Annotated in this window: 27 protein-coding genes; 17 read left to right on the forward strand and 10 right to left on the reverse strand. The window is 63.6% G+C overall.

Going from position 1 to position 23,257, the window contains the following annotated elements; translation table 11 throughout:
* Positions 1–185: 185 nt before the first annotated feature.
* Complete coding sequence (locus Q0D31_RS16690) at positions 186–1,850, forward strand: NAD(P)/FAD-dependent oxidoreductase (RefSeq protein ID WP_291853301.1); 1,665 nt, start codon at positions 186–188, stop codon at positions 1,848–1,850.
* A gap of 12 nt (positions 1,851–1,862) precedes the next feature.
* On the opposite strand, the gene Q0D31_RS16695 is transcribed toward Q0D31_RS16690, so the two are convergent.
* On the reverse strand, positions 1,863–2,756 hold the full coding sequence (locus Q0D31_RS16695) for a LysR substrate-binding domain-containing protein (RefSeq protein WP_366518527.1): 894 nt from the start codon (positions 2,754–2,756) through the stop codon (positions 1,863–1,865).
* 146 nt (positions 2,757–2,902) lie between these two features.
* Complete coding sequence (locus Q0D31_RS16700; protein WP_291853305.1) at positions 2,903–3,196, reverse strand: DUF533 domain-containing protein; 294 nt, start codon at positions 3,194–3,196, stop codon at positions 2,903–2,905.
* Between the two features lie 136 nt (positions 3,197–3,332).
* Here Q0D31_RS16700 and Q0D31_RS16705 point away from each other — a divergent pair, with 136 nt between their 5' ends.
* The 3 genes from Q0D31_RS16705 to Q0D31_RS16715 all read left to right on the forward strand — a co-directional run bounded on the left by Q0D31_RS16705 (position 3,333) and on the right by Q0D31_RS16715 (position 6,265).
* Complete coding sequence (locus tag Q0D31_RS16705) at positions 3,333–5,114, forward strand: caspase family protein (RefSeq protein ID WP_291853308.1); 1,782 nt, start codon at positions 3,333–3,335, stop codon at positions 5,112–5,114.
* A 176-nt stretch (positions 5,115–5,290) separates the two neighbouring features.
* The gene (locus tag Q0D31_RS16710; RefSeq protein ID WP_291853311.1) at positions 5,291–5,650 is read left to right on the forward strand and encodes a hypothetical protein; all 360 of its coding nucleotides are present in this window, start codon (positions 5,291–5,293) and stop codon (positions 5,648–5,650) included.
* An 84-nt stretch (positions 5,651–5,734) separates the two neighbouring features.
* Positions 5,735–6,265 (forward strand): hypothetical protein, encoded by a 531-nt coding sequence (locus Q0D31_RS16715; RefSeq protein WP_291853314.1) that lies wholly within the window; start codon positions 5,735–5,737, stop codon positions 6,263–6,265.
* A gap of 43 nt (positions 6,266–6,308) precedes the next feature.
* On the opposite strand, the gene Q0D31_RS16720 is transcribed toward Q0D31_RS16715, so the two are convergent.
* The 5 genes from Q0D31_RS16720 to soxA all read right to left on the reverse strand — a co-directional run bounded on the left by Q0D31_RS16720 (position 6,309) and on the right by soxA (position 9,821).
* Positions 6,309–7,418, reverse strand: coding sequence for a YeeE/YedE family protein (locus Q0D31_RS16720; RefSeq protein ID WP_291853317.1), 1,110 nt, complete (start codon positions 7,416–7,418; stop codon positions 6,309–6,311).
* 72 nt (positions 7,419–7,490) lie between these two features.
* Positions 7,491–7,868 carry a metalloregulator ArsR/SmtB family transcription factor gene (locus Q0D31_RS16725; protein ID WP_291853320.1) on the reverse strand — a complete coding sequence of 126 codons (378 nt, stop codon included), beginning with the start codon at positions 7,866–7,868 and terminating at the stop codon, positions 7,491–7,493.
* Positions 7,869–7,905: 37 nt separating this feature from the next.
* Positions 7,906–8,310 (reverse strand): thioredoxin family protein, encoded by a 405-nt coding sequence (locus Q0D31_RS16730; RefSeq protein ID WP_291853324.1) that lies wholly within the window; start codon positions 8,308–8,310, stop codon positions 7,906–7,908.
* Between the two features lie 36 nt (positions 8,311–8,346).
* Positions 8,347–8,988 carry a sulfur oxidation c-type cytochrome SoxX gene (gene soxX / locus Q0D31_RS16735; RefSeq protein ID WP_291853327.1) on the reverse strand — a complete coding sequence of 214 codons (642 nt, stop codon included), beginning with the start codon at positions 8,986–8,988 and terminating at the stop codon, positions 8,347–8,349.
* An 11-nt stretch (positions 8,989–8,999) separates the two neighbouring features.
* Complete coding sequence (soxA, locus tag Q0D31_RS16740; RefSeq protein ID WP_291853330.1) at positions 9,000–9,821, reverse strand: sulfur oxidation c-type cytochrome SoxA; 822 nt, start codon at positions 9,819–9,821, stop codon at positions 9,000–9,002.
* Between the two features lie 172 nt (positions 9,822–9,993).
* On the opposite strand from soxA, the gene soxY reads away from it, so the two are divergent.
* The 8 genes from soxY (at position 9,994) to Q0D31_RS16780 (ending at position 16,885) form a co-directional block, all read left to right on the forward strand.
* Positions 9,994–10,458 (forward strand): thiosulfate oxidation carrier protein SoxY, encoded by a 465-nt coding sequence (gene soxY, locus Q0D31_RS16745; protein WP_291853333.1) that lies wholly within the window; start codon positions 9,994–9,996, stop codon positions 10,456–10,458.
* Positions 10,459–10,506: 48 nt separating this feature from the next.
* Positions 10,507–10,836: a thiosulfate oxidation carrier complex protein SoxZ gene (soxZ, locus tag Q0D31_RS16750; RefSeq protein ID WP_291853336.1), complete on the forward strand. Its 330-nt coding sequence runs from the start codon at positions 10,507–10,509 to the stop codon at positions 10,834–10,836.
* Between the two features lie 57 nt (positions 10,837–10,893).
* On the forward strand, positions 10,894–12,591 hold the full coding sequence (gene soxB / locus Q0D31_RS16755; RefSeq protein WP_291853338.1) for a thiosulfohydrolase SoxB: 1,698 nt from the start codon (positions 10,894–10,896) through the stop codon (positions 12,589–12,591).
* Between the two features lie 73 nt (positions 12,592–12,664).
* Positions 12,665–13,942, forward strand: a complete 1,278-nt coding sequence (soxC, locus tag Q0D31_RS16760) for a sulfite dehydrogenase (RefSeq protein ID WP_291853341.1) — start codon at positions 12,665–12,667, stop codon at positions 13,940–13,942.
* Entirely contained in the window at positions 13,926–14,633 is a 708-nt protein-coding gene (locus Q0D31_RS16765; RefSeq protein ID WP_291853344.1) for a cytochrome c, read from the forward strand. Before soxC ends, Q0D31_RS16765 begins: the two co-directional genes overlap by 17 nt.
* Positions 14,633–14,962: a hypothetical protein gene (locus Q0D31_RS16770; RefSeq protein ID WP_291853347.1), complete on the forward strand. Its 330-nt coding sequence runs from the start codon at positions 14,633–14,635 to the stop codon at positions 14,960–14,962. Before Q0D31_RS16765 ends, Q0D31_RS16770 begins: the two co-directional genes overlap by 1 nt.
* Before the next feature lie 28 nt (positions 14,963–14,990).
* Positions 14,991–16,268 (forward strand): NAD(P)/FAD-dependent oxidoreductase, encoded by a 1,278-nt coding sequence (locus Q0D31_RS16775; protein WP_291853350.1) that lies wholly within the window; start codon positions 14,991–14,993, stop codon positions 16,266–16,268.
* A gap of 95 nt (positions 16,269–16,363) precedes the next feature.
* Positions 16,364–16,885: a DsrE family protein gene (locus tag Q0D31_RS16780; protein ID WP_291853353.1), complete on the forward strand. Its 522-nt coding sequence runs from the start codon at positions 16,364–16,366 to the stop codon at positions 16,883–16,885.
* A gap of 47 nt (positions 16,886–16,932) precedes the next feature.
* On the opposite strand, the gene Q0D31_RS16785 is transcribed toward Q0D31_RS16780, so the two are convergent.
* Genes Q0D31_RS16785 through Q0D31_RS16795 form a run of 3 tightly spaced genes read right to left on the reverse strand, consistent with a single transcriptional unit; the run spans position 16,933 to position 18,377 of the window.
* Positions 16,933–17,142 (reverse strand): hypothetical protein, encoded by a 210-nt coding sequence (locus tag Q0D31_RS16785; RefSeq protein ID WP_291853356.1) that lies wholly within the window; start codon positions 17,140–17,142, stop codon positions 16,933–16,935.
* A gap of 13 nt (positions 17,143–17,155) precedes the next feature.
* Positions 17,156–17,554, reverse strand: a complete 399-nt coding sequence (locus Q0D31_RS16790; protein ID WP_291853359.1) for a hypothetical protein — start codon at positions 17,552–17,554, stop codon at positions 17,156–17,158.
* 19 nt (positions 17,555–17,573) lie between these two features.
* Complete coding sequence (locus Q0D31_RS16795) at positions 17,574–18,377, reverse strand: sterol desaturase family protein (protein ID WP_291853361.1); 804 nt, start codon at positions 18,375–18,377, stop codon at positions 17,574–17,576.
* 184 nt (positions 18,378–18,561) lie between these two features.
* On the opposite strand from Q0D31_RS16795, the gene Q0D31_RS16800 reads away from it, so the two are divergent.
* From Q0D31_RS16800 to Q0D31_RS16820, 5 genes are read left to right on the forward strand one after another with little or no spacing between them, the layout of a single operon-like run.
* Entirely contained in the window at positions 18,562–19,836 is a 1,275-nt protein-coding gene (locus tag Q0D31_RS16800; RefSeq protein ID WP_291853364.1) for an ABC transporter substrate-binding protein, read from the forward strand.
* Positions 19,837–19,839: 3 nt separating this feature from the next.
* Positions 19,840–20,721 (forward strand): branched-chain amino acid ABC transporter permease, encoded by an 882-nt coding sequence (locus Q0D31_RS16805; protein ID WP_291853367.1) that lies wholly within the window; start codon positions 19,840–19,842, stop codon positions 20,719–20,721.
* Positions 20,718–21,728, forward strand: coding sequence for a branched-chain amino acid ABC transporter permease (locus Q0D31_RS16810; protein WP_291853370.1), 1,011 nt, complete (start codon positions 20,718–20,720; stop codon positions 21,726–21,728). The genes Q0D31_RS16805 and Q0D31_RS16810 overlap by 4 nt, the downstream gene beginning before the upstream one ends.
* Position 21,729: 1 nt before the next feature.
* Positions 21,730–22,533 carry an ABC transporter ATP-binding protein gene (locus tag Q0D31_RS16815; protein WP_291853373.1) on the forward strand — a complete coding sequence of 268 codons (804 nt, stop codon included), beginning with the start codon at positions 21,730–21,732 and terminating at the stop codon, positions 22,531–22,533.
* Complete coding sequence (locus Q0D31_RS16820; protein ID WP_291853375.1) at positions 22,533–23,252, forward strand: ATP-binding cassette domain-containing protein; 720 nt, start codon at positions 22,533–22,535, stop codon at positions 23,250–23,252. Before Q0D31_RS16815 ends, Q0D31_RS16820 begins: the two co-directional genes overlap by 1 nt.
* The last annotated feature ends 5 nt before the right edge of the window (positions 23,253–23,257 follow it).

The following is a 23,257-nucleotide window of genomic DNA, read 5'->3' on the forward strand; positions in this document are numbered from 1 at the left end:
CTTGTTCTTCTTGCAGCCCGCCGGTAGATCGCAGATGGTCGCCGGGCCACCGGCCAGGGCACATTACGGCGGATCGCCACATCCGCAAGGGCCGGCATCCTGACGCAAGTGCCGCGCGCGAATAAATGGTATGGTCAATCCGACGGCGCCGGGATCGACGCCAGAAAAAGAAACGGGAGCCGCGCATGACCGAGGAAACCAGGTCGCACTACGAAGTCATCGTGATCGGCGCCGGCGTCGCCGGGATCTACCAGATCAAGCGCCTGGCCGACCGCGGGGTCGATGCGCTGGTGCTGGACGCCGCCCCCGACCTCGGCGGAACGTGGTACTGGAATCGCTATCCCGGCGCGCGCTTCGATTCCGAGAGCTATACCTACGGCTACTCGTTCTCCAGGGAACTGCTCGATGAGTGGCACTGGAAAGAGCGCTTCTCGCCCCAGCCGGAGAACCTGCGCTACCTCAACTACGTCGCCGACAAGTTCGACCTGCGGAAATACATGCGGTTCAACTGCAAGGTCGAGGCGGCCAGCTTCGACGAGGCGGACCATGTGTGGCGGTTGCGGCTCGGCGACGGCCGCGAGCTGACCAGCCGGTTCGTGGTGCTTGCCGTCGGCCTGCTCTCGGTGCCGACGCTGCCGCGGTTCGAAGGCATGGATAGTTTCAAGGGGCGATCGTTCCACACCTTCTACTGGCCGCACGAGCCGGTCGAACTGGCGGGCAAGAAGGTCGCCATCATCGGCACCGGCGCCACCGCCATCCAGGTGATCGGCGAGATCGCCGACAAGGTCGGAGAGCTCACCGTGTTCCAGCGGCGTCCGAACTGGAGCGCCCCGCTCAACAACAGCCCGATCTCGGTCCAGGAGATGGCGGATATCCGCGCCCGCTACGAGGAGATCTTCGCGACCTGCGCCCGCACGCCCGGCGGCTTCGAGCATGAGCCCGACCGTCGCGGCTTTTACGAGGTCAGCCCCGAGGAGCGGCGCGCGCTCTGGGACAAGCTGTACGACGAGCCGGGTTTCGGGATTTGGCTCAGCAACTTCCGCGAGATTTTCATGGACGAGGCGGCCAACGCCGAGTTTTCCGCCTATATCGCCGAGCGCATTCGCCGGCGCGTCCGCGATCCCGTCACCGCCGAGAAGCTGATCCCGAAGGACCACGGCTTCGGCGTGCAGCGGGTGCCGCTGGAGACCAACTATTTCGAGGCCTATAACCGCGACAACGTCCATCTCGTTGACATCAGCGAGACGCCGATCGAGCGGGTGACGGCGACCGGCTTGCGGACCAGCGCGCGCGATTACGATTTCGACATCATCGTCTATTCGACCGGCTTCGACGCCATCACCGGCGCCTTCGACGCCATCGACATAACAGGTGCAGATGGTGCGAAGCTGTTCGAGCAATGGCGCGACGGCCCCTCGACCTTCCTCGGCATGATGGCCCACGGATTTCCGAATCTGTTGATGCCGACGGGTCCCCAGAGCGGCTCGGCCTCGACCAATTTCCCGCGCGGCATCGAGAACGGCGTCAATTGGTGCATGGATCTGCTGGAGTACATGTGGGCGCGCGGCCACACCCGGGCCGAAGCCACCGCCGAGGCGCAGGCGCGCTGGACCGCGCACGTCACCAAGATGTACGCCATCATGCTGATGCGCAAAGCCAAGTCGTGGTTCACCGGTTACAATTCCAACGTCCCCGGCCACGAGCACGGCAAGACGCGCTACCTCGTCTATAATGGCGGCACGCCGAAATACGTCGCCGCCGTCAACGAGGTCGCCGCCAAGGGCTACGAGGGAATCGTGTTTGGCGCCAGGGCGCGGGCCGAGGCAAGGGCGGCGACCGCTGCGGAATAGACCAGCCGCCGCTTAGCTTGCCGGGTGGCCGCGCCCGGCGGCAATCTCCAGCGAATGCGTGACATGCTGCGCCAGCAGCTGGGCGGCGCGCGAAATCGTTCCTGGTGCGCGATACAATGCGATCTCGGCGTCGGGCATGGTGGGGAGGTTGTGTTCTGCGCCAAGCATCATCAGGCCTTCCGGCGCCATATCCTTGGACAGCACCGTCACCCCGAGGCCCGCGCGCACAGCCGCCTGCAGGCCCTCGCTGCTCGGGCTGGTATAGACGATCCGCCACTCGCGCTTGGCGGCCTGAAGGGCGGCAAGCGCCCGCTTGCGATAGACGTCGGGAGCAGGTGCCAGCACCAGCGGAAGCGGTTGGGCGGGATCCGGCACCAGCTTCGGCCCGCTGACCCATACCAGCGTGTCGCGCCAGACCGCGATGCCGCCCGCCGGCCCTTGCGGCTCGCGCTTGACCAGCACGAGATCGTATTCATCCCTGGAGAAACCCTCGAGCAGATTGAAGCTGAAATTGCAATTGACCTCGAGGGCGACCCGCGGATGCGTTCGTGCAAACCGCGCCAGAATATCCGGAAGGTAGACGGTGGCGAAGTCTTCGGGGGTTCCCAGCCGGACGTTGCCTTCGACTTCAGGTTCCAGAATGCGCGAGCGGGCTTCGTCGGCCAGATGCAGCAGCTGCCGTGCATAATTGAGCAGGACCTCGCCGTCGGCTGTCAGCAGGAAGTCGCGGCCGTTGCGCTCGAATACACTCCGTCCAAGGTTCTGTTCGAGCTTTCTGATCTGCAGGCTGACCGTGGATTGGGTTCGGCCGACGCGTTCCGCGGCCCGCGTGAAACGACCGCAACGTATGTTCGCAGCAGGTCGAAGTCGAATGGAGGCAGGGGAGTCGTTAATGCCGGTACCGATCGTGGTGGTTCTTTTCGGACCGGGGCATCATATCATCCAGGCATCCCGGCTCCGCAAGCGCACAAGCCGCGGCAAATAACACCACGGCATCATGCCACATCCCCCGGGTCTGCCGGGAGATGTTGTCGCGTCCGCTTCGGGCGAGGTCAGGCTGCGTGCGATTGCGTTGAGCCGCCGATGGCATCCAGGTGAGCCCGCAATCCTGAATCCAGTTTCAGCGCGGCCGCAAGCCGATCCAGGAAGTCGCGCTCCGCCGCGGCGTCCGGGTCGATCGCAAGCCGGGCTGCGGCATACACCTCGGCGCCGAGCTCGGGCGTGGTGGCTTCCGCCGCCAGCTCCTCGATCGTGCTCGGTCGCATGATGAGATGGGTGAGAAACAGCTGCTCCTCGGCATTCAGGTTGAGTGAGCGGTTGCAACCGCCCGATCCCGCGACGCGCAACAGCCGACGCGTCGATGCGGATGTCCAGCAACGACAAAATGTGCCCATGTGATCTAAGTCACAAACATGCGCGTGGATATTGCAGACATTGGGCCGAATGATAGGTTCGGCTCGATAGCCGATTTGGGACGCCGTCATGCGCGTGCTGGGAGCCCTGTTTTCGCTGCTTTGCCTGACCTCGCTGCTGAGCGAGCCGGCATGGGCGGAGAAGCGCGTCGCCCTCGTGATCGGTATCTCGAAATATCAGTCGGTGCCGCGGCTGATCAATCCGGCGCGCGACGCCGAGGCGATGTCGGCGCTGTTCAAGAAGGCGGGTTTCGAGGTCGTCGAGAGCGGCCGCGATTACGGGATTTCCGACCTGCGCAAATCCATTCGGCTGTTCTCAGAAACCTCCCGCGATGCCGATATCTCGGTGGTCTATTACGCCGGCCACGGCATCGAGGTTGACGGCACCAATTATCTGGTGCCGGCGGACGCCAGGCTGGAGAGCGATTTCGACGTCGAGGACGAAACCATATCGCTCGACCGGGTCTTGAAGGCGCTCGATGGCGCCAAGCGCCTGAAGCTCGTCATTCTTGATGCCTGTCGGGATAATCCTTTCAGCAAGACCATGAAACGGTCCGTGAGCACCCGCTCCATCGGACGCGGCCTTGCCAAGATCGAGCCGGCGATGTCCGACACGCTGGTTGCCTACGCCGCCAAGGCTGGCGCGGTGGCCAGCGACGGTGACGGCAAGAACAGCCCGTTCGCCGCCGCGCTCGTCAAGTATATCGCCGAACCTGGCCTCGACCTCCGGCTGGCCTTTGGGCGGGTTCGTGACGACGTCCTCAAGAGTACAGGCTACAAGCAGGAGCCGTTCGTTTACGGCTCGTTGGGCGGCGAGACGGTCGCGCTGGTCCCGCAGGTTTCGAAACCCGCGGACCCCGACGCCGTCGCCCGGACTGATTACGAACTGGCAGCCCAGATCGGCACCCGCGAGGCCTGGGATTCGTTTCTGGCCGTCCATCGCAGCGGACTCTATGCCGAACTGGCTCGTGCCCAGACCGCCAAACTGACGGCGGCGGAACAGACGCGCACCAAGGCCGATGAGGCCAGGCGCGAAGCCGAAGCACAGGCCGCCCGCAAGACGGACGAATTCCGCCGCCAGCTGGAGGAACAGACCGCCCAGCAAACCTCCGAGGCGAAGCAGAAGATTTCGGAGCAGGCCAAGAAAGAGCTGGAAGAGGCCCGCGTCCAGGTTGCCGAACAGGCCAAGAAGCAGCTGGAGGGCGCCAAGCGCCAGTTGGAGACGGCGCGGCTGGAGGCAGAAGCGGCGCGGCGTCAGGTCGAGGAAGCCAAGCGTCAGGCCGTTGCCGATGCCCAGAAACAGGTGGAGCAGGCCAAGCGTGAAGCGGTCACGGAGCGCGAAAAGCTCGCCGCGCTGTCACCGTCTCAGAACGCCACCGGAAATGCCGCGGCGCCGGCTGCGCCGCAGATGGATGCGGCCGATATCGCGCGGCTTCTGCAGGCTCATCTCAAGCGCGTCGGATGCAATCCCGGCAATGTCGATGGCAGCTGGGACAATGCCTCGAAAGCCGCCCTCGAACAGTTCAACAAGAATGCGCAAACCAGGTTGAACGTCCAGGTGGCAAGCCTGGACGCGCTCGATTCCGTGCGCGGCAGGACCGACCGCGTATGTCCGCTGGTATGCAAGAAGGGCCAGCGCGCCGACGGCGAACGCTGCGTCCAGATCGGCTGCGAGAGCGGTTATGTCCTGAATTCCAGTGGCGCCTGCGAGAAAAAGCCGGAGCCGGCCGCCAAGCCGCAGACGGCGACCCGCCGCGAACCGGCCGCGCCCGACCCTGCGCCGCGACGGGCCGGATCGGCAGCAGGCGGCGGCAAGTGCTTCAGCTTCGGCGGAAAGACCTACTGCGAATGAAGGCCTGACCGGGTCGGTATCGCGGCGAACGGATCTACCCGGCTTCTCGGGAGACTTCAGGCGCCGGGATCGCCAAGCATTCGACGCCGACAGGATTGCACGCATTGCCAAACCGTCCCGTAACCACAGGATAGATCATTGCGACCATTTCATTTCGACGATCAGAGGATATTGTTATGAAATCTGGCCTGAAAGTCTGTGCCGGTTTGATTGCGGCGGCCCTGTGCGTGGGCCCATCCAAACTCCTGCATGCCGAGACGACCGGCGTCTGCGTTTACGGGAGCAAGAGCTATTCCGAAGGGGCTTCGATCTGCCTGCGCCGATCGCTGATGCAGCGTTGCCGCCTGGAGGGTGGACGGATGGTTTGGACGATCGTGGCGGAGCAGGACGTCAATCGTCTGTGTTCGTCGCCGGCCGTTGCCAGGTTTCACCGGAAGCCTGTTCGGGCGATATCGAGGGCGACGTTGCCGCTCGCCCAACCGGCGGCCGCTGTGGCGAAATGCTTCCAGTTCAACGGCCGGACCTACTGCGAATAGCGGCGCAGACAGCGCTCCGCAAAGCTGCGACGGTTGCGAGCGCCGCGTCTGGCCTGTAGCTTTGCTTTTTGATTGGAGCAGGCCATGGCCCGATTTCCCGTCTGCGTGCTTTTCCTGCTCACCGCGTTCGGCGTCAGTCCGGCACTGTCCGCGCCACCAGGCCTTTCGGACAAGACGGTTACGATGTCGTGGAGCACCTCGGGCACCGGGACCAAGGCCGACGGCAGCCCGGTGAGCTTCTCCAACATCAATACGCGGGTGGTCTATGTCAGCTCCGCCGGCCGCACCTTTCTGCGTATGCAGGTCAGGTCCTCCGGCAAGGGCGGCGCGCGTCAGGCCGAGACCGGTCCCGGCGAGGGCGGCTCAAAGGGTTCGGTGCGGCTGGAGGGCAATCGGCTGGTCGGCACCGAAGGCTCTGCCAGCGGCGCCCGGCAATACGTCGCAACCTTCGATTCCAGCTTCTCAAGCTGCACGTTATCCATTATCGACGCCAAGGCGGGCGGCGCGAAGATCCGGCGCCGCGGTCCGGACGGAGTGATGACCGTGATCGATTCCGTCAGCACCGGCTCGCCGACCTGCTCGGTCCGCACCGGCAATGTTTTTGCGGGAAACTAGCAGCTCGGCCGATACGCGAACCAGTCGCGGGGGACGCCGGCTCTCAACGCAGCGGCCCCCGGCCGCGAAGCAGTCCCGCCCAGCTGCGCCCGAACACGTCGCGCAGCGAACCGTCGACCAGCATGGCAATACCGATGCGCGCGCCCAGCATCATTCCGGCAACGGCGAGCGGCCAGGACAGCGCCAGCATTGATCCTGCGGTAATGCCCTGGCCGATGGTGCAGCCGCCAGCCAGGATGCCGCCCATTCCCATCAAGGCAGCGCCGAGCAAATGACGCCGCATTTCGTGGTCGTCGTCGAACGCTTCCCAGCGCAACTCCGCCGCGCGCCAGGCCGCAAGGCATGATCCCGCAATGACGCCAAGGACGCTGGCGACGCCGAAGTCCCTGAAGTTGGCGACGTTGAGCAAGCCCGCAAACAGGGTCTTTCCGATCGTCGAGACGAAGGTCAGGCTTTGCGGCTGCAGCGGCGCGCTGAACGCGTCGCCGAGCGTTGTCGTGACGATCCAACCGGCGGTGGTGGCGATGCCGAGCACGACGCCGGCCGACAGCAGCCGCGGCGCGCGCCACAGCCTGCGATCGCCGAATGCGAGCAGAACGAGGCCGGTCCCGATCGCGGCAGCGACGATGGCGCGCATGTCGATTCCGAATCCGCGCGCGACCAGCGAGGCGATGTCGGAGCGGGCGCCTTCGGGCATGCTCACCGTCAGCGCTTCGAGAACCTCGATCCGAAACCCGGCGAGAACGCCGCGAAGCGTTGCATAGGCAGTCGCCCCGAGAATGATCACGACGACGAGGCTGCGCAGATCGCCGCCGCCCAGCCGCACCAGCGATCCAAACCCGCAGGTGCCGACCATCGCCATGCCGATCCCGAACATGATGCTGCCGATCAGGATCGCGATGACCGGCAGGGCGGGGGGTACATAGCTGGTGGTTTCCGGATTGAGCACGCCGCCGACGATCAGCGCCTGGGTGCCGAGAACAGCGATTCCCAGCGCAAGTCCGAACACGCGCAACCTGCGCCCGTCGTCTCCCATCAGCGCGTCCTCGATGGCGCCGAACGAGCAGAGCCTGGCATGGCGCACCGCGAATCCCGCCACGGCGCCGATCGCGAAGCCGAGCAAGGCGGGAATCCAGGCAGCTAAATTCTGCACGGCTCTATCTCCGGAAGCCGCAATGGCTTGTCGACGATGACAGCGGCGTCGCGTGGCCGCCGCGCCGCAACGTCATGCTTTCTCGACCGGCACCGTCGGCTTGCAGAAAATATCGTACACGACCGAGATGACGCGGCGCACGTCCTCGTTGGCGAGGCTGTAATAGATCGTCTTGCCGTCGCGGCGCGTATCGACCATTCCATCATAGCGCAGGCGCGCCAATTGCTGCGAAACCGCCGATTGCCGCAACGACAGAATGTTCTCGAGCTCCGTGACCGATCGCTCGCGCTCCGCCAGCAGGCAGAGCAGCAGCAGCCGGTTTTCGTGCGACAGGGCTTTCAGGAAGTTGCTGGCCTTGCGGGCCTTGCGCATCAACTGGTCGAGCTCCGGCGAGTATTCCGCGCCGTCGCGAAGTTCGGTCTCCAGTTCGGTTGAAAGGATTGATGCCATGCTTGCCAGCTGTTCGTTCAACTTGTGAGTAGGGACCTCAGAGGCGGTCAGTCCGGGTTTGGGAACGCGTCAACCCGGCGGCGAGGGGACCGAGCAATCCCCAGAAGGCCTCATCATTGATGTAGCCGGTGATACGTCCGATCTCGCGGCCGCCATCCACCACCACGAAAGTCGGGGTGTAGATCACCCGCGAAGCGAGCGTCACGTTAACAGCGGTCTGCTCGGCAATGTCGAGGCGGCGTAGCGGAAGCACCTTTGCCTCCGCCGTCTTGTGATAGACCGACCCGACCTCGCGGTCCCACCGCAGGCAGGAGGGACAGCCGCCTTGCGAGAACATCAGCAGTTCGGCCGCCCCCGACGCGGCCGCCGACAGACTGACAGCCACCATCAACGCGGCGCCCAACAGGACTTTCCCGGTCGTTCGGTGCAACATATCAGACATATAAACGAACTCGCATGCCAGTACTCAAGGTCCAGGCTATTTATTCACCGGCGATTCTGGATCGAACAGGAATGCGACCAGGTCCATGATCTGCTGTTCGCTCAAGAACTTGTTGGCGCCGAACCGCGGCATGTTGGAACATGCCAGCACCGCCTGCGAATTGTAGATCTTGGTGAAGGCGTTCCTGACCTCCGCGGGATCGAATTTGCGTTCCTTGCCGTAGGCCGTCAGGCTCGGACCCAGCGTGCCATAGCTGAGTTCGGCTTTTTCCATCTGGTGGCAGGCGTAGCAATTGCCGCCACTGACGGTTTTCTCGTCGTCGGAGAACTGTCCGCCGCGACCGTTGTTGGCGATCTTCTTGCCTTCCTTCCAGTCGCCGATCAGCTTGCCGTCGGCCGGGAACACCACCTTCGCCAGTTCGCGCTTGATGATCTTGTCGGCTTCGGCTGATGGCACGTCGTTGCGATGGAGGTTGCAGGCCCGCAGCGTCTCATCGGGCTCGATGCGCGCCTGCCATTCCGGCGGGGCCTTTCCGAACGTCGCCTTCAGGTATGTTTCAACCAGCGCCGGGTCGGCGCGCTTCGCGGCTGCGGCGGTCTGCGCGGACGCCGCGAACGGGAGAGTCGTGATGACGCCTGCGGCAATCGCCAGTGCAACAAGTTTCGACATTGTCGTCATGGGAAACTCCCTCAGCGCTTGATCGACGGGACGGCGATCGTTCCACCCATCGCCTGCTTCTGCAGGAAGACGGTGAGGGCCGTGATGCTGTCGGAGCCATATTCCGGAACCGGCCAGCGCTGCTGGCGAAAGCAGTCCCAGAGCCGGTGCTGCATGGTGCGCAGCGCGCCCTGCGATACCCGATAGGTCGGCCAGGTGGCCATGGTTTCCTGTGGTTGCTTGCCGGGTTTCGATAAGTCCGGCAGTCCCTGCAACCGGATACGTTTGCCCTCGTCGGCATGGCAGGTCGCGCACGAGAAATCCATCACGCCGCCGCGCCGGTAGAACAGCGCCTCGCCGACCGCGGCCATTTCCTGCTCCTTGGGGTGCGCAAGCGGCACGTCGATCTTCATGCCGCTCGACTTGTTGGCGATGTAGGCGACGAGATCCTCCATGTCGGAGAGCCGGCCTGGACCCGAGAAACGACGGGCAACCACATCCTTGGTATCCAGGTCCTGGATGTTCTGCATGCACCACAGCAGGCGCTGCTCGAGATCCATGACCCGGTTCGCATCGGCGAAGAAGCGCGGCATCTTCGCGAAGGCGCCGTCGAGCTTGCCGACACCGAGCCCGAGGTCGCACCCTTCGAGGGAGACGTTCTTGGCGCCGCGCTTCAGTTTCCACAGCGCCTCGCCGCGATCGACCGCGAGAAATCCGGGGTTGGAAAAGGGATCGGAGATCATCGCGCGGTAGCGTTCGATCTCCTTTTCGCTTGCGTCCTGCGCGTTGACCGGAAAGGCCAACGAACATAAAAGGATAGCGACGGTGATGGCCCCTATCGAAGCGCGCTTCATCTGGTCCCCTCCCTCCGTCAAGACCGTCTTTTGCGGTCATGAGGCACGTAAGCATCTTTACATTCAAGAAAAACAATATAATGATGTTTGAAGATGATGATAGAATAATCTTGGAATCGTCAAGAGAAACTATCGGCGGGGACGCACAAGACGTCCCGCGGGAGGAGGCAGAATGGTTTTGAAATCGGTTGAAAAAACCCGCCGCGAAACGCTGACCCTGGCGGCTATGGCCGGCCTCGCCTTGTTGATCGCCCCCCGAATGTCGCTGGCGGATGAGGCGGCCGTCGCAGCGGAAATCAAAAAGCTCTACGGCGACAAGAAACTCGAGAGTGGCAAGATCAAGCTCGACGTGCCTGAAATCGCCGAGAACGGTCTGGTGGTGCCGATCAATGTCGAGGTCGAAAGCCCGATGACCGACAGCAATTACGTCAAGACAGTCCATGTGTTCGCCGACGGCAACCCGCTTCCGGGCGTGGTGAGCTACCGCTTCACGCCGGCCTGCGGCAAGGCCGCGGCCTCGATACGGATGCGCCTGGCGCAAACCCAGAACATCGTCTGCATCGCCGAAATGTCGAATGGTGCGCTCCACTCGGTGAAAGCGAATGTGAAGGTTACCATCGGCGGCTGCGGCGGCTGATCAAGCCCTGCTGCCCCAACGTCAAAAAAATCACAGGAGGACATCCAGATGGCCACCGCATCGATACCGCGCGTTCGTCTGCCGGCCCAGGCGAAGCCGGGCGAGCTGATCGAGATCAAGACGCTCATCTCGCACGAGATGGAATCAGGCCAGCGCAGGGATAGCGCCGGCAAGGTCATTCCGCGCAAGATCATCAAGCAATTCGTGGCGGCCTTCAACGGCAAGACGGTGTTCGAGGCCGACTGGCATCCTGCGATCTCGGCCAATCCCTATCAGTCGTTTTTCTACAAGGCTGCCGAAAGCGGCGAGTTCACCTTCACCTGGAAGGACGATGACGGGTCGGAATATGTGGCGAAGAACAAGCTGACCGTCGGCTGATCTCTTTCCGAGTTGCAAGAGTACCCTTCCTCCAAATGAAGGGGCATGAGGCGCATCATGATTTCACGGCGGGAGTTCCTGCAGGCGACGGCGGCTGCGTCGGCGCTCACGGTCGGCGGCGGCGTCGGGCAATTGGGCCGCGTCGCGGCGCAGCAGCGTCTGACGCAAGCCGACATCACCCGCTTCGATCCGCTTGGCACCGTTACCCTTTTGTATGTGACCGACATCCACGCGCAATTGATGCCGCTGCACTTTCGCGAGCCGTCGATCAATCTCGGCGTCGGCGAAGCCCGGGGAGTTCCACCGCACATCTCGGACGCCGAGTTCCGGAAGTATTTCAAGCTGGCTACCGGTTCGGCTGAGGCGTTCGCGCTGACCTCGGACGATTTTGTCGCGCTCGCCCGCAACTACGGGCGCATGGGCGGCATGGATCGCGTCGCCACGCTGATCGGCGCCGTGCGCGCCGAACGCGGCGACGACAAGGTGTTGCTGCTCGATGGCGGCGACAACTGGCAGGGCAGCTGGACCTCGTTGCAGACCAGGGCCCAGGACATGGTCGAGGTCATGTCGGCGTTGAGGCTCGACGCGATGGTCGGCCATTGGGAGTTCACCTATGGCGCCGAGCGCGTCAAGGAGATCGCGGACAAGGCGCCGTTTGCCTTCCTGGCGCAGAACGTCCGCGACAATGAATGGCAGGAGCCGGTGTTCGAGGCGCGAAAGATGTTCGAGCGCGGCGGGGCGAAGATTGCCGTCATCGGCCAGGCGCTGCCGCGCACCGCGATCGCCAATCCGCGCTGGATGTTTCCGAAATGGGAATTCGGCATCCGCGAGGAGGATCTCCAGAAGCAGGTCGATGAATCCCGCGCCGCGGGCGCCGCAGTCGTCGTGTTGCTTTCGCATAACGGCTTCGACGTCGATCGCAAGCTCGCGCGCCGGGTCAAGGGTCTCGACGTCATTCTGACCGCACACACCCATGACGCCATGCCGGGGCTGATCCGCGTCGGGGATACGGTCCTCGTCGCTTCCGGTTCGCACGGCAAGTTCGTCTCGCGCCTCGATATCGAGGTCAAGGACAAGAAAGTCGCCGGCGTGCGCTTCAAGCTGATGCCGGTGTTTTCCGACGCGATCGCGCCCGATCCGGCGATGAAGGCGCTGGTGGAGAGGGTGAGGGCGCCCTTCGCCAAGGACCTGGCGCGCCCCATCGGCAAGACCGACTCGCTGCTCTATCGCCGCGGCAATTTCAACGGAACCTTTGACGACGTGATCTGCCACGCCATGCTCGCGGAACGGGACGCCGAGATTTCGCTGTCGCCCGGTTTCCGCTGGGGCGCCACCCTGTTGCCCGGCGATGCCATCACCTGGGAAGACGTCACCAACGCCACCGCCATCACCTATCCCAATTGCTACCGCAGCCAGATGACCGGCGCCCAGCTCAAGGAAATTCTGGAAGACGTCGCCGACAATATTTTCCATCCCGATCCGTATTTTCAGGGCGGCGGCGACATGGTCCGCGTCGGGGGCATGGGCTACGCGCTCGACATTTCGAAATCCGTGGGATCGCGCGTGTCCGGCATGGTCCATCTGAAGTCGGGCAAACCGATCGAGGCGGCGAAGAGCTACACCGTGGCGGGCTGGGCCAGCGTCAACGAAAACACGCAGGGCCCGCCGATATGGGATGTTCTGGCGGCCCATCTCGCCAAGGCTGGCGCCATCAGGATCGAGCCGAACAATTCGGTCAAGGTGACGGGGGCCTGACGCCGATGCTTTTATCCCGCAATGGCGCGTTCAACATATTCACATATCCGGATAAACAAGAAGGCAGTCCTGCATGAGCGGCAGATCGTCTGTGGAATTTCTCAGCCGGCGCAAATTCCTCGGCGCGGCGGGTGTGGTCGGCGCCGGCACGGCGCTTGCGGCAATGCCGGCCGTGGCCGGGTCGGAAAAACCCGATCCGCTGATCACCGAGGTCCAGGACTGGCAGCGTTATCTCGGCGAAGGCGTCGACAAGCGGCCTTACGGAACGCCCTCGAAGTTCGAGAAGCATATCGTTCGCCGCGACGTCGCCTGGTTGACGGCGTCTCCGGAATCCTCGGTCAATTTTACGCCGCTGCACGAGCTTGATGGCATCATCACCCCGTCGGGGCTGTGCTTTGAGCGCCATCACGGCGGCATCGCCGAGATAGACCCCGCCAATCATCGCCTGATGATCAACGGCCTCGTTGACCGGCCGCTGGTATTCACGATGGACGACATCAAGCGAATGCCGCGGGTGAACAAGCTCTACTTTCTCGAATGTGCGGCGAACTCCGGCATGGAGTGGCGTGGCGCCCAGCTCAATGGCTGTCAGTTCACCCACGGCATGATCCACAACGTCATGTACACCGGCGTGCCGTTGAAAGTGCTGCTGGACGAAGCGGGCCTGAAGCCCAACGTCAAATGGCTGATGCTCGAAGGGGCGGATTCGGCCGGCATGAACCGCTCGCTGCCGATCGAGAAGGCCTTGAACGACGTCCTGATCGCGTTTGCCATGAACGGCGAAGCGCTGCGGCCGGAGCAGGGCTATCCGCTTCGCGCGGTGATTCCGGGCTGGGAAGGCAATCTGTGGGTGAAATGGCTGCGCCGCATCGAGGCGGGCGATCAACCCTGGCAGACCCGAGAGGAGACCTCGAAATACACCGACCTGCTGGCCGACGGCCGGTCGCGAAAATACACCTTCATCATGGACGCGAAATCGGTGGTGACCAATCCGTCGCCGCAGGCCCCCCTCAAGCACAAGGGCAGAAATGTGCTGAGCGGCCTTGCCTGGTCCGGGCGCGGCTCGATCAGGCGGGTCGACGTGTCGCTGGACGGCGGCCGCAACTGGCAGACCGCCCGCCTCGACGGGCCGGTGCTCGACAAGTCGCTGGCTCGATTTTACGTCGATTTCGACTGGAACGGCGAGGAACTGATGATCCAGTCGCGGGCGATCGATTCAACCGGCTACGTGCAGCCTTCAAAGGACGAACTGCGCAAGGTGAGGGGCGTCAACTCAATCTACCACAACAACGGCATCCAGACCTGGCTGGTGCGTTCCGGCGGAGAGATCGAGAATGTCGAAATTGGTTGAACGCTTCGCGCTTCTCGCGCTGGTCGGCGCGCTGGTGCTGTCGTCGGTTGTCCCGTCTCCGGCGCAACAGGTGGCGGCGCGGCACGCAGCATCTTCCGCTTCGGCCAAGCTCGGCCTGGGGCGTCCCGCATTGCCGGAGGAGATCAAGGCCTGGGACACCGACGTTCGGCCCGACGGGCACGGCCTTCCCCCCGGCAAGGGCACGGTGAAGCAGGGCGACGAACTGTTTCAGGCGCAGTGCGCCGTCTGCCATGGCGAGTTCGGGCAAGGCGTCGGTCGCTGGCCGGTGCTGGCGGGCGGCCTGGGCACGCTCAAGGCCGACCGGCCCGACAAGACCATCGGGTCGTTCTGGCCGGAATTGTCGACGGTTTTCGATTACATCAAGCGCGCCATGCCGTATGGCAACGCACAGTCGCTTTCCAATGACGACGTTTATGCGCTCACGGCCTATTTGCTCAGCATGAATGATATCGTAAAGGACGAGAACTTCGAACTGAACGAGAAGAACTTCAGGTCCATCAGGATGCCGAACGCGTCCGCGTTTTTCGGGGATGACCGCGAGACGTCGGAGCGGCGGTTCTGGGAGAAGGAGCCGTGCATGAAGAATTGCCGTGGCGCACCCAAGGTGGTCGGCAGGGCCATCACGGTCGATGTTACGCCGGACAGCAAGAGCGGGCCCAAGGTCGATTGATGTCGAAATGGCGTGCATGGTCATATGCCGCCGCGGTCTTGCCGATGGTCTGCGCGGAGCCTGTTTTCGGCGGTGACCGCGAGCTTGGCCAGCATCTGTCGTCGGAATGCGTGACCTGCCATCGGTCCTCCGGCCCGTCCGCGGGCGGCGTTCCGCGGATATTCGGCTGGCCGGAAGACCAATTCGTGGCCGTCATGCTTGCCTACAGGCGCGCGGAGCGCGACAATCCCGTGATGCGGACGATTGCGGGGCGACTGAACGAGGAGGAGATCGCGGCGCTGGCTGCCTATTTTGGCGGGCTTCCGGCGTCGTCAGGCACCAAGCAATAGTTCGATAAGACAATATTGGGAGGTGACCATGACACTCAACCGAAGACGGTTTCTCGGCGGGTCAACTGCCGTGATCGGCGCAACCATGTTCGGGGCGCCGGCGCTGCTCGGGCAGACCAAGCCGCGTGTCGTGGTGATCGGCGGCGGCGCGGGAGGTGCGACCGCGGCGAAGTACGTCGCCAGGGACAGCAACGGCGCGATTGCCGTGACGCTCATTGAGCCCGTTGCCAAGTACCAGACCTGTTTCCACAGCAACCTCTATCTCGGCGGCTTCAGGGATTATCCCTCAATCACGCACGACTACGGCAAGCTGATGAGCGCCTACGGCATCGATCTGGTCAACGCGCGGGCCACTTCGATCGATCGCGACAAGAAGGAAGTCGTCGTCGCCGGCGGCCGCAGGCTTGGCTACGACCGTCTGGTGGTCGCTCCCGGCATCGATCTCAAATACGATTCGGTTCCGGGATGGTCGGAGGCCGCCGAAGAGGCGATGCCGCACGCCTGGAAGCCCGGCGCCCAGACGCTGCTGTTGCGCAAGCGGCTCGACGCGGTGCCGAACGGCGGGGTCGTCGTCATGATCGCGCCGCCGAACCCGTACCGTTGCCCGCCCGGCCCCTATGAGCGCGTCTCGATGATGGCGTATGCGCTCAAGGCCGCCGGCAAGGATCGCTGCAAGATATTCGTCATCGATCCCAAGGAGACGTTCTCCAAGCAGGCGCTGTTCATGGAGGGGTGGGAGAAGCACTACAAGGGCATGGTCGAGTGGCTCGGCCCCAAGGTCCATGACGGCGTCAAGTCGGTGGATCCGAAGACCGGAACGGTCGTCACTGGCTTCGAGACCTACAAGAACGCCGCGCTGGTCAACGTCATCCCGGCGCAGATGGCGGGCGCGATCGCGCGCGACGCCATGCTCGCCAACGCCAGCGGTTTCTGCCCGATCGACCCCGCCAACATGAAGTCGGCCATGGACGCCAGCATCCATGTTCTCGGCGACGCCAGCATTGCCGGCGACATGCCCAAATCCGCCTTCTCCGCCAACAGCCAGGCGAAAGTCGCGGCGATGACGATCCGCGGCGAATTGTTGTCGTCGCGGATGTTCGAGGCCCGTTACAGCAACACCTGCTGGAGCCTGATCGCGGCCGATGATTGCGTCAAGATCGGCGGCGCCTATGAGGCCAAGGACGGCAAGATCACCGCTTCCTCCACCTTCGTCTCCAAACCCGGAGAGCCGGCGGATCTGCGAAAGCAGACCCAGGCCGAGAACATGGACTGGTATGCGGGGATCACCGCCGATATCTTCGGATAGCTTGGGATCTTCGGATAGCTTGGGAGGCGCTGCTTCAATCGTTCATCGCCACTTCGGACTAGCAAGATTAATCACGGCAACAAGGGAGACGACGAATGACCGAGATCGGCCGAAGAGACCTTCTGACTGCACTCGCCGCCGGTGGCGCCGCCGCCATGGGAGCGGTGTCGGCGCAGGCCGCGCCGAAGGACCTCAACCTGGCGGACATGAAAAAAGAGGCCGATGTCTCCTGCGTCTACCACTGTGATTTCGGTGACGACAGCCGCTACAGCGCCCTGCTGCGAAACGTCAACAACCATCTGTCAGTGTATAATTTCGATCCGCTCAACACCAAGATCGTCATCGTCGCGCATTCGGTCGGCATCAAGTACCATCTGAAGACGCTCACCGGAACGCCGTGGGAGAAGCAGCCTGCGCTCGATCCGGAACTCGACAGCCGGATGGAAGCGCTCGCCAAGTATGGCGTCGAGGTCTATCTGTGCAAGATCACGTTCACCAACCTGAAGCTCGATATCGCGCTGACAAAGGACGCGCCCTACATCAAGCTGGTGCCGTCCGGCGTTGCCACCGTCGCCGCGCTGCAAAGCAAGGGCTTTGCTTATCTGAAAGTTGGCTGACGCGTCTGGTCTAGACCGGTTGATCCGTCCGATGCGGCGGGCCGGCGCTACTGCGTCGTACCGTTGCGGCGAACGCCGCCGGCGGTTTCCTCGCGCTTGACCTCGGGGAACAGCCACATCGCGAAGATCATGAAGGCGCCCAGAAACGCGACGACATACTGGATGCGGTCGTGGCCGAGCGCGTGTTGATGGTAGACGGCGATCGCCGTCACCAGGACCACGAGCATCGACAGCGCGAGCTTGATCTTCACGGGCATGGCTCGATCTCCATTACGACATGTTGGTCCACGGCAGCCCGCCGACCTTCGCCAGTGCGGCCAGGGCGAGCGCCTGGGCGCCGGCCAGCACGATGAGCCCGGCGCGGCCGTCACGCAATGGTGCGGGCAGGGCTTCGAACAGGCCGGGCGCGAACAGCACCACCAGGCCCGCGACCACGATCAGCGTGCTCCATCTGAGTTCGCTGTAGCCATAGAGGCAGGTAGCGGCCAGCAGCACGATCAGGAGCACGGCGTTGCCGGCCACCAGCAGCATGGCCAGGCTTGATCGTGCCGCATCGGGGCGCGCGCGCAGCGGAAACATGCCGGCAAGGATCAGGAAGGCCACCGCACAACCGGTCGCGAACGCTGCGAAATACAGCGAGGCGACCCAGTGCGGCTCGATCGATTGCATGGGGTGACCTCGGAACGTCCTATTCGGCCGGCGTGGCGTATCCGCTCGACGGCGCCGCCATCTGCGGCTTCGGCGTGCGCGAGGTCTTGCGCATGTCGGTCTTGACGAAGCGAGTGTCATAGCCGTTGAACAAATGGCCGAGCAGCCCGCGATTGAGGTCGGAGGTGCCGAACAGCCAGTCCATGACCGGGAAGGTCAGGTTCATGTTGCGCTCCATCATGATCGACTGGTTGTGATGGGCGGCGTGATGGCGGCGGATCGTGTTGACGAAGGGGACGTTGCGGACGAACCAGTTTTCGTCGACATGGCAGCAGAAATGCATGAACTCGTAGATCAGGTACATCGACGTCGTCGTCGAGATCAGCAGCCAGCCGACATTGGGTGAGATGAGCCAGCCGAGCGCCAGCGCCGGCAGGATCGACATCATCGTGAACGTCACCAGCGCGTAGGGCGGAAAGAACGTCACGCGCCAGTCGTGGTGATCCGCGAAGCGCATCTCCTGGTCGGTGAAGAACTGGTGATGCATCAGCGTGTGGCGGTTGTAGATCGCCCGGAAAGCCTTGACCTGCGACGGCCGGTGCATGACGAAGCGGTGGATCCACCATTCGAAGAAATTGGCGAACAGGAACGTCACCGGCACGATCGCCAGCTCCCACCAGCGCAGATTGCTGATGTTGGCGAAATAGACCGACAATGCGGTCAACCCGATCACATAGATGACGACGACATGCAGCCAGCCATTGTACCAGCCGGCGATGCGATAACGGTAGTTTGCCCGGTAGTTGCGCTGCCGTTCCGTCATCGGGCTTGATGCTAGTTCCATCGCTCGTCTCCGTGGCCACCGCCCGATACCTGCCGGGCGGTCTTGATATATCATTAGTCTATTAGGGCGGCAACAGCGGGTTCTGGTGGATTTCCCCAAGAAACCGCTTGATGCAATGTCGCTGATATATTTATGGTATGGCAATAGACGCGCGGCAGACGCGCCCGACAGGGGAGGGATTTCCATGAAGCTGACGCGCCGCGAATTCTCCAAGCTCGCAACATCAGGCATCCTGGCCGCCGCCGCGCCGGGGCTGTTCGCGCCGGCGCTGGCGCAAAACAAGCCGCTGCGGATCGGCATCATCGCGCCGCGATCGGGCGTTGCCGGTACCGCCGGCGAGTGCGGCATCCGCGCGGTCCAGTGGGCGTCGGAGCGGATGAATAGGGACGGCGGCATTGCCGGCCGCAAGATCGAGCTGGTGTTCGAGGAGGAAACCAACCCGAAGGATACGATCGAGCGCTTCCGGCGCCTGGTGCTGCAGGAAAAGGTCGAGGCGATCCACGGCTTGATCTCCACCGGCGTCAGCCTCGGGGCCGCGCCGGTCGCCGAGGAGGAGCAGGCGTTGCTGGTGATGTGGGACGGCACCACGCAGGACGGCGTCAAGGAGACGATGCCCAACCCGCGCTACGTGTTCCGCTCCACCGACAATGAATGCGAAGCGGTGATGGGATCGCTGCTGGCGGTCAAGCACTTCAAGGGCAAGTTCAAGCGCGTGGCCGGCATCAATCCGGACTATTCCTACGGCCGCAACAATTGGGAGGCGTTCCGGCAGATATTGGTACGCTATGGCATCGAGGCCGAATTCGTCGCCGAACAATGGCCGAAGGTCGGCACCATGGACCTGACCTCGCATATCGCCGCGCTCAAGGCGGCCAAGCCGGACCTGATCTTCTCCTCCATGCTGTTTGCCGACCTGCCGGTGTTCATGAAGCAGGGACACGCTGCCGGCCTGTTCGACGGCGTCAAGATGGTGCTGCCGGCGGCCGGTTGGCAGCTCAACCAGCTCAAGAAGGAGTTCATGCCGGAAGGCATCATCTTCGGGCACAACACCCTGTACTTCGATCACCCGCAGGCGTCGGCGCTGCAGAAGGCTTTCGTCCATGACTACATGGAGCGATACAAGGAAGCGCCGCACTGGGAAGCGGATCGCGCCTATTTCGCGCTGGCCGCCTACAAGGCCGGCGTCGAAGCCGCGCAAAAGGCGGCGAGCAAATGGCCGAGCGCCGAACAGGTGGCCGAAGCGATGCCCGGGCTTGAGGTGGAAAGCCTCGGCGGCAAGGGTCGCTTCCGCAAGGACAAGATCGCCGAACAGGTATTTTACCAGGGGCCATCCACCAACACCAACAAGTACGATTTCCCGACCCTGGCCTCGGTCGACACCTTTCAGGCCGCGCAGTTGCAGAAGCCGCCCGGCGCGGATTTCTGGGACTGGATCAAGACCGCGAAAATGCCGGTCTGAGGCATGACCGAGCTTGTGGACGTCATTCTCGGCGGGACGTTCCATGCGGCGGTGCTGTTCCTGGTCGCCGCCGGGCTGCAGCTCGTGTTCGGCGTGCAGAAGCTCGTCAATCTGGCCTGCGGCTCGTTCTACGCGTTGGGCGCCTATTTCGGGATCACGGCGGTCGGCCTCGCCATCAAGTTGGGGATGCCGCCGCTGCTGTTCTTTCCGGTTCTGATCGTGGCCGGACTGGCGATCGGTCTCGTCGGGCTGCCGATCGAGCGCGTGCTGCGCACCATCTACCGGCGGGATGAGAGCTATCAGCTGCTCATCACCTTCGGCTTCCTCCTGATGTTCCAGGATGTGTTCCGCTATATCTGGGGCGCGACGCCGCGCACCATGGACAGCGTCTATCTTGTCTACGGCACGGCGAATGTGCTGGGCGTCCGGGTGCCGACCTACAACCTCCTGGTGATCGCCGCCAGCATCGCCATCGCGGTCGGGCTCGGTTTCTTCCTGGAGAGGACCAGGACCGGGCGCATCGTGCGGGCCACCGCCGAGAACCGCGATATGGCCGAGGGACTTGGTGTCAACGCCTCCAGGATCTTTGCGCTGGTCTTCACGGTCGGCTGCATGCTGGGCACGGTCGGAGGCGCGCTGGTGGTGCCGTCCGGCGCCGCGTCGCTCGACATGGCGGTCGAACTGGTCGTGGAATCCTTCGCGGTGGTGGTGATCGGCGGGCTCGGCAGCATGCGCGGCGCGATCGTCGGGGCCCTGATCGTCGGCCTGATGCGCGCGGCATCGATATCGCTGGTGCCGGAACTGGAGATGCTGTCGGTCTATCTGGTGGTCGTCCTCGTGCTGATTGTCCGGCCTGCCGGTTTGTTCGGAAAGGCGACCGCATGAGCATCCCCTCGGCCGATGTCGCACCGCCTTCCATGTTGCAGGCGATGCCGCGCGTCAGCGGGCTGTGGGCCCTGCTCGGCCTGCTCGCGGCGATGGCGGTGTTGCCGGCGGTCGCATCGCCCTATGCACTGATGCTGATGCTGCCGTTCATGGGCTACGGCATCGCGCTATTGGGGTTCAATCTCCTGTTCGGCACCACGGGACTGCTCTCATTCGGGCATGCGCTGTTTCTGGCCGTCGGCGCCTATACGGCCGCCGCGCTGACGTCGAAGTTCGGGGTGAGGAGCTTTGAAATCCTGCTGCTGGCCGCCGCGGTGTTTTCCGGCCTGATCTCGCTCATCATCGGCATGTTGTGTGTCCGTTACACCCGGATATTCTTCGGCATGCTGACGCTGGCGTTCGGCATGCTGTTTCACTCCTTCCTGTTCAAGTTTTACGCCATCACCGGCGGAGATCAAGGCATGCGCGTGCTGCGCCCGCTGCTGCTCGGCATGGAGTGGCGCGGCGGCAAGACCGCGTTCCTGACCGGGCCATTCTACTATTACGCGCTGGTGCTGTTCGGCGTCCTCGGCCTTGCGATGTGGCGCATCACCCAATCGCCATTCGGACTGCATCTGAAGGCGATCCGCGAGAACGCCGGCAAGGGTGCCTATGTCGGAGTTCAGATCTTTCGCATGCGGCTTGCCGCCTTCGTGATCTCGGCGGTCTATGGCGGTGTCGGCGGCACCATCCTGGCGGTCACCACAGGGCTGGCCGATCCCGAACTGGCGTACTGGACCCACTCCGGCAATCTGGTGTTCATGGCGGTGCTCGGCGGCAGCGGCACTTTCGCAGGGCCCGCAATCGGCGCGCTGGTGTTCGTGCTGTTGCAGGATTTCGTGATGTCGGTCACGCAATACTGGCGCTTCGTGATGGGCGGTGTGCTCGTGCTGCTGGTCGTGTTCATGCCACAAGGCCTGTCCGGCGCCGTCGGGTTCTTTGCCAACAGGCGCAAGGGAGGGCGATGAGATGCAGCCCGAGCGCGTCGCCGCCAACCCTGAACCTTTGTTCGAGACCATCAACGTCACCAAGAAGTATGGACCGTTCACGGCGCTGCGCGACGTTTCGTTCCGGCTCGGCGACGGCGAGTTCGTCTCGATCGTCGGGCCGAACGGTGCCGGCAAGACCACGCTGGTCAATGTCGTGACCGGGTTGTTGCGGCCGACGGTCGGCGAGGTTCGCTTTCTCGGCCGCGACATCGCCGGCGTCGGCCCGGTGGAACTGGCGCGGCGCGGCATGGCGCGTACGTTTCAATTGGTCAATATCTTTCCGGCGCTGACGGTGCGTGAAACGCTTGCGGTCGCGGTGGCGTCACGGCTGCGCCGTATCGGCAATCCGTTTCGCTCGCTGCAGCGGGATCACGTCCTGCAGGCCGACAACGAGCGCGTCGCCGACGTGCTGGGCCTGCGCGGCAAGCTCGACACCATCGCCTCGACCCTGTCGCAGGGTGAAAAGAAGCTGCTCGACATCGCCAGCGCCTTTGCGCTCAATCCGACTGTGATCCTGCTGGACGAGCCGACCAGCGGCGTCTCGACCGGAGACAAGCATGCCATCATGCAGGTGCTCGTCACCGCCGCCAAGGCGGCCGGGGTTCGCGCCATCGTCCAGGTCGAGCATGACATGGATCTGGTCGAACGCTACTCGCACCGTATCGTCGCGCTGCAGGAGGGCGCCGTGCTCGGCGACATGCCGCCGGACGCGTTCTTTGCCGACCCGGCGATGATCGCCGCCGTGGTTGGAACCCGCCCGCAAACGCCGAAAAAGGCGCCGTGATGCTGAACCTGTCGAATCTGAAGGTCAATATCGAGGGCAGCCGTATCCTGAACGGCGTCAGCTTGACGGTCGGGGCGGGCGAACTGGTGTGCCTGGTGGGGCGAAACGGCGCCGGCAAGACAACGACGTTTCGCAGCATCATGGGCTATCGCCGTGCGCTGTCAGGCGGGATCACCTTCGATGGCGTCGACCTGACCCGGCTTCCGACCTGGCAGATCGCCCAGCGCGGTATCGGCTTCTCGCCCGAGGAATCGGAAGTCTATGCCGACCTGACGGTGAAGGAGAATATCGAGCTCTCGACCTGGACGCGGCCATCAGGTCGCCCGGCCGCCGTGCGCCTTGAAGAGGCCTACACGGTGTTTCCAAAGCTGCGGCAGTATCTGGCGCGCGGCGGCGCGCAACTGTCGGGCGGCGAGCGCAAGATGGTTTCGATCGCCCGTGCGCTGACGCTTGATCCGAATCTCCTGCTGCTCGACGAGCCGTTCGAGGGTCTGTCGCCGGCGATCATCCCGCTGATCGCCGAGGGCGTCGCCTCCATCCGCGCCATGGGCAAGGGCGTGCTGATTGCGGAATCCAACGTCCACCATATTCCCGACTATGCCGACCGCATCTATGTACTGGAGCGCGGCGAGGTGATGTTTTCGGGCACCCTGGCGCAGGCCCATCGGGATCGCGACGTGATGCGGGTGATCGCGGGCCAGATCGAGGCCGCCTCGTGATTCGG

It is taken from the genome of Bradyrhizobium sp. (assembly GCF_022844465.1).
Taxonomy (GTDB): Bacteria; Pseudomonadota; Alphaproteobacteria; order Rhizobiales; family Xanthobacteraceae; genus Bradyrhizobium.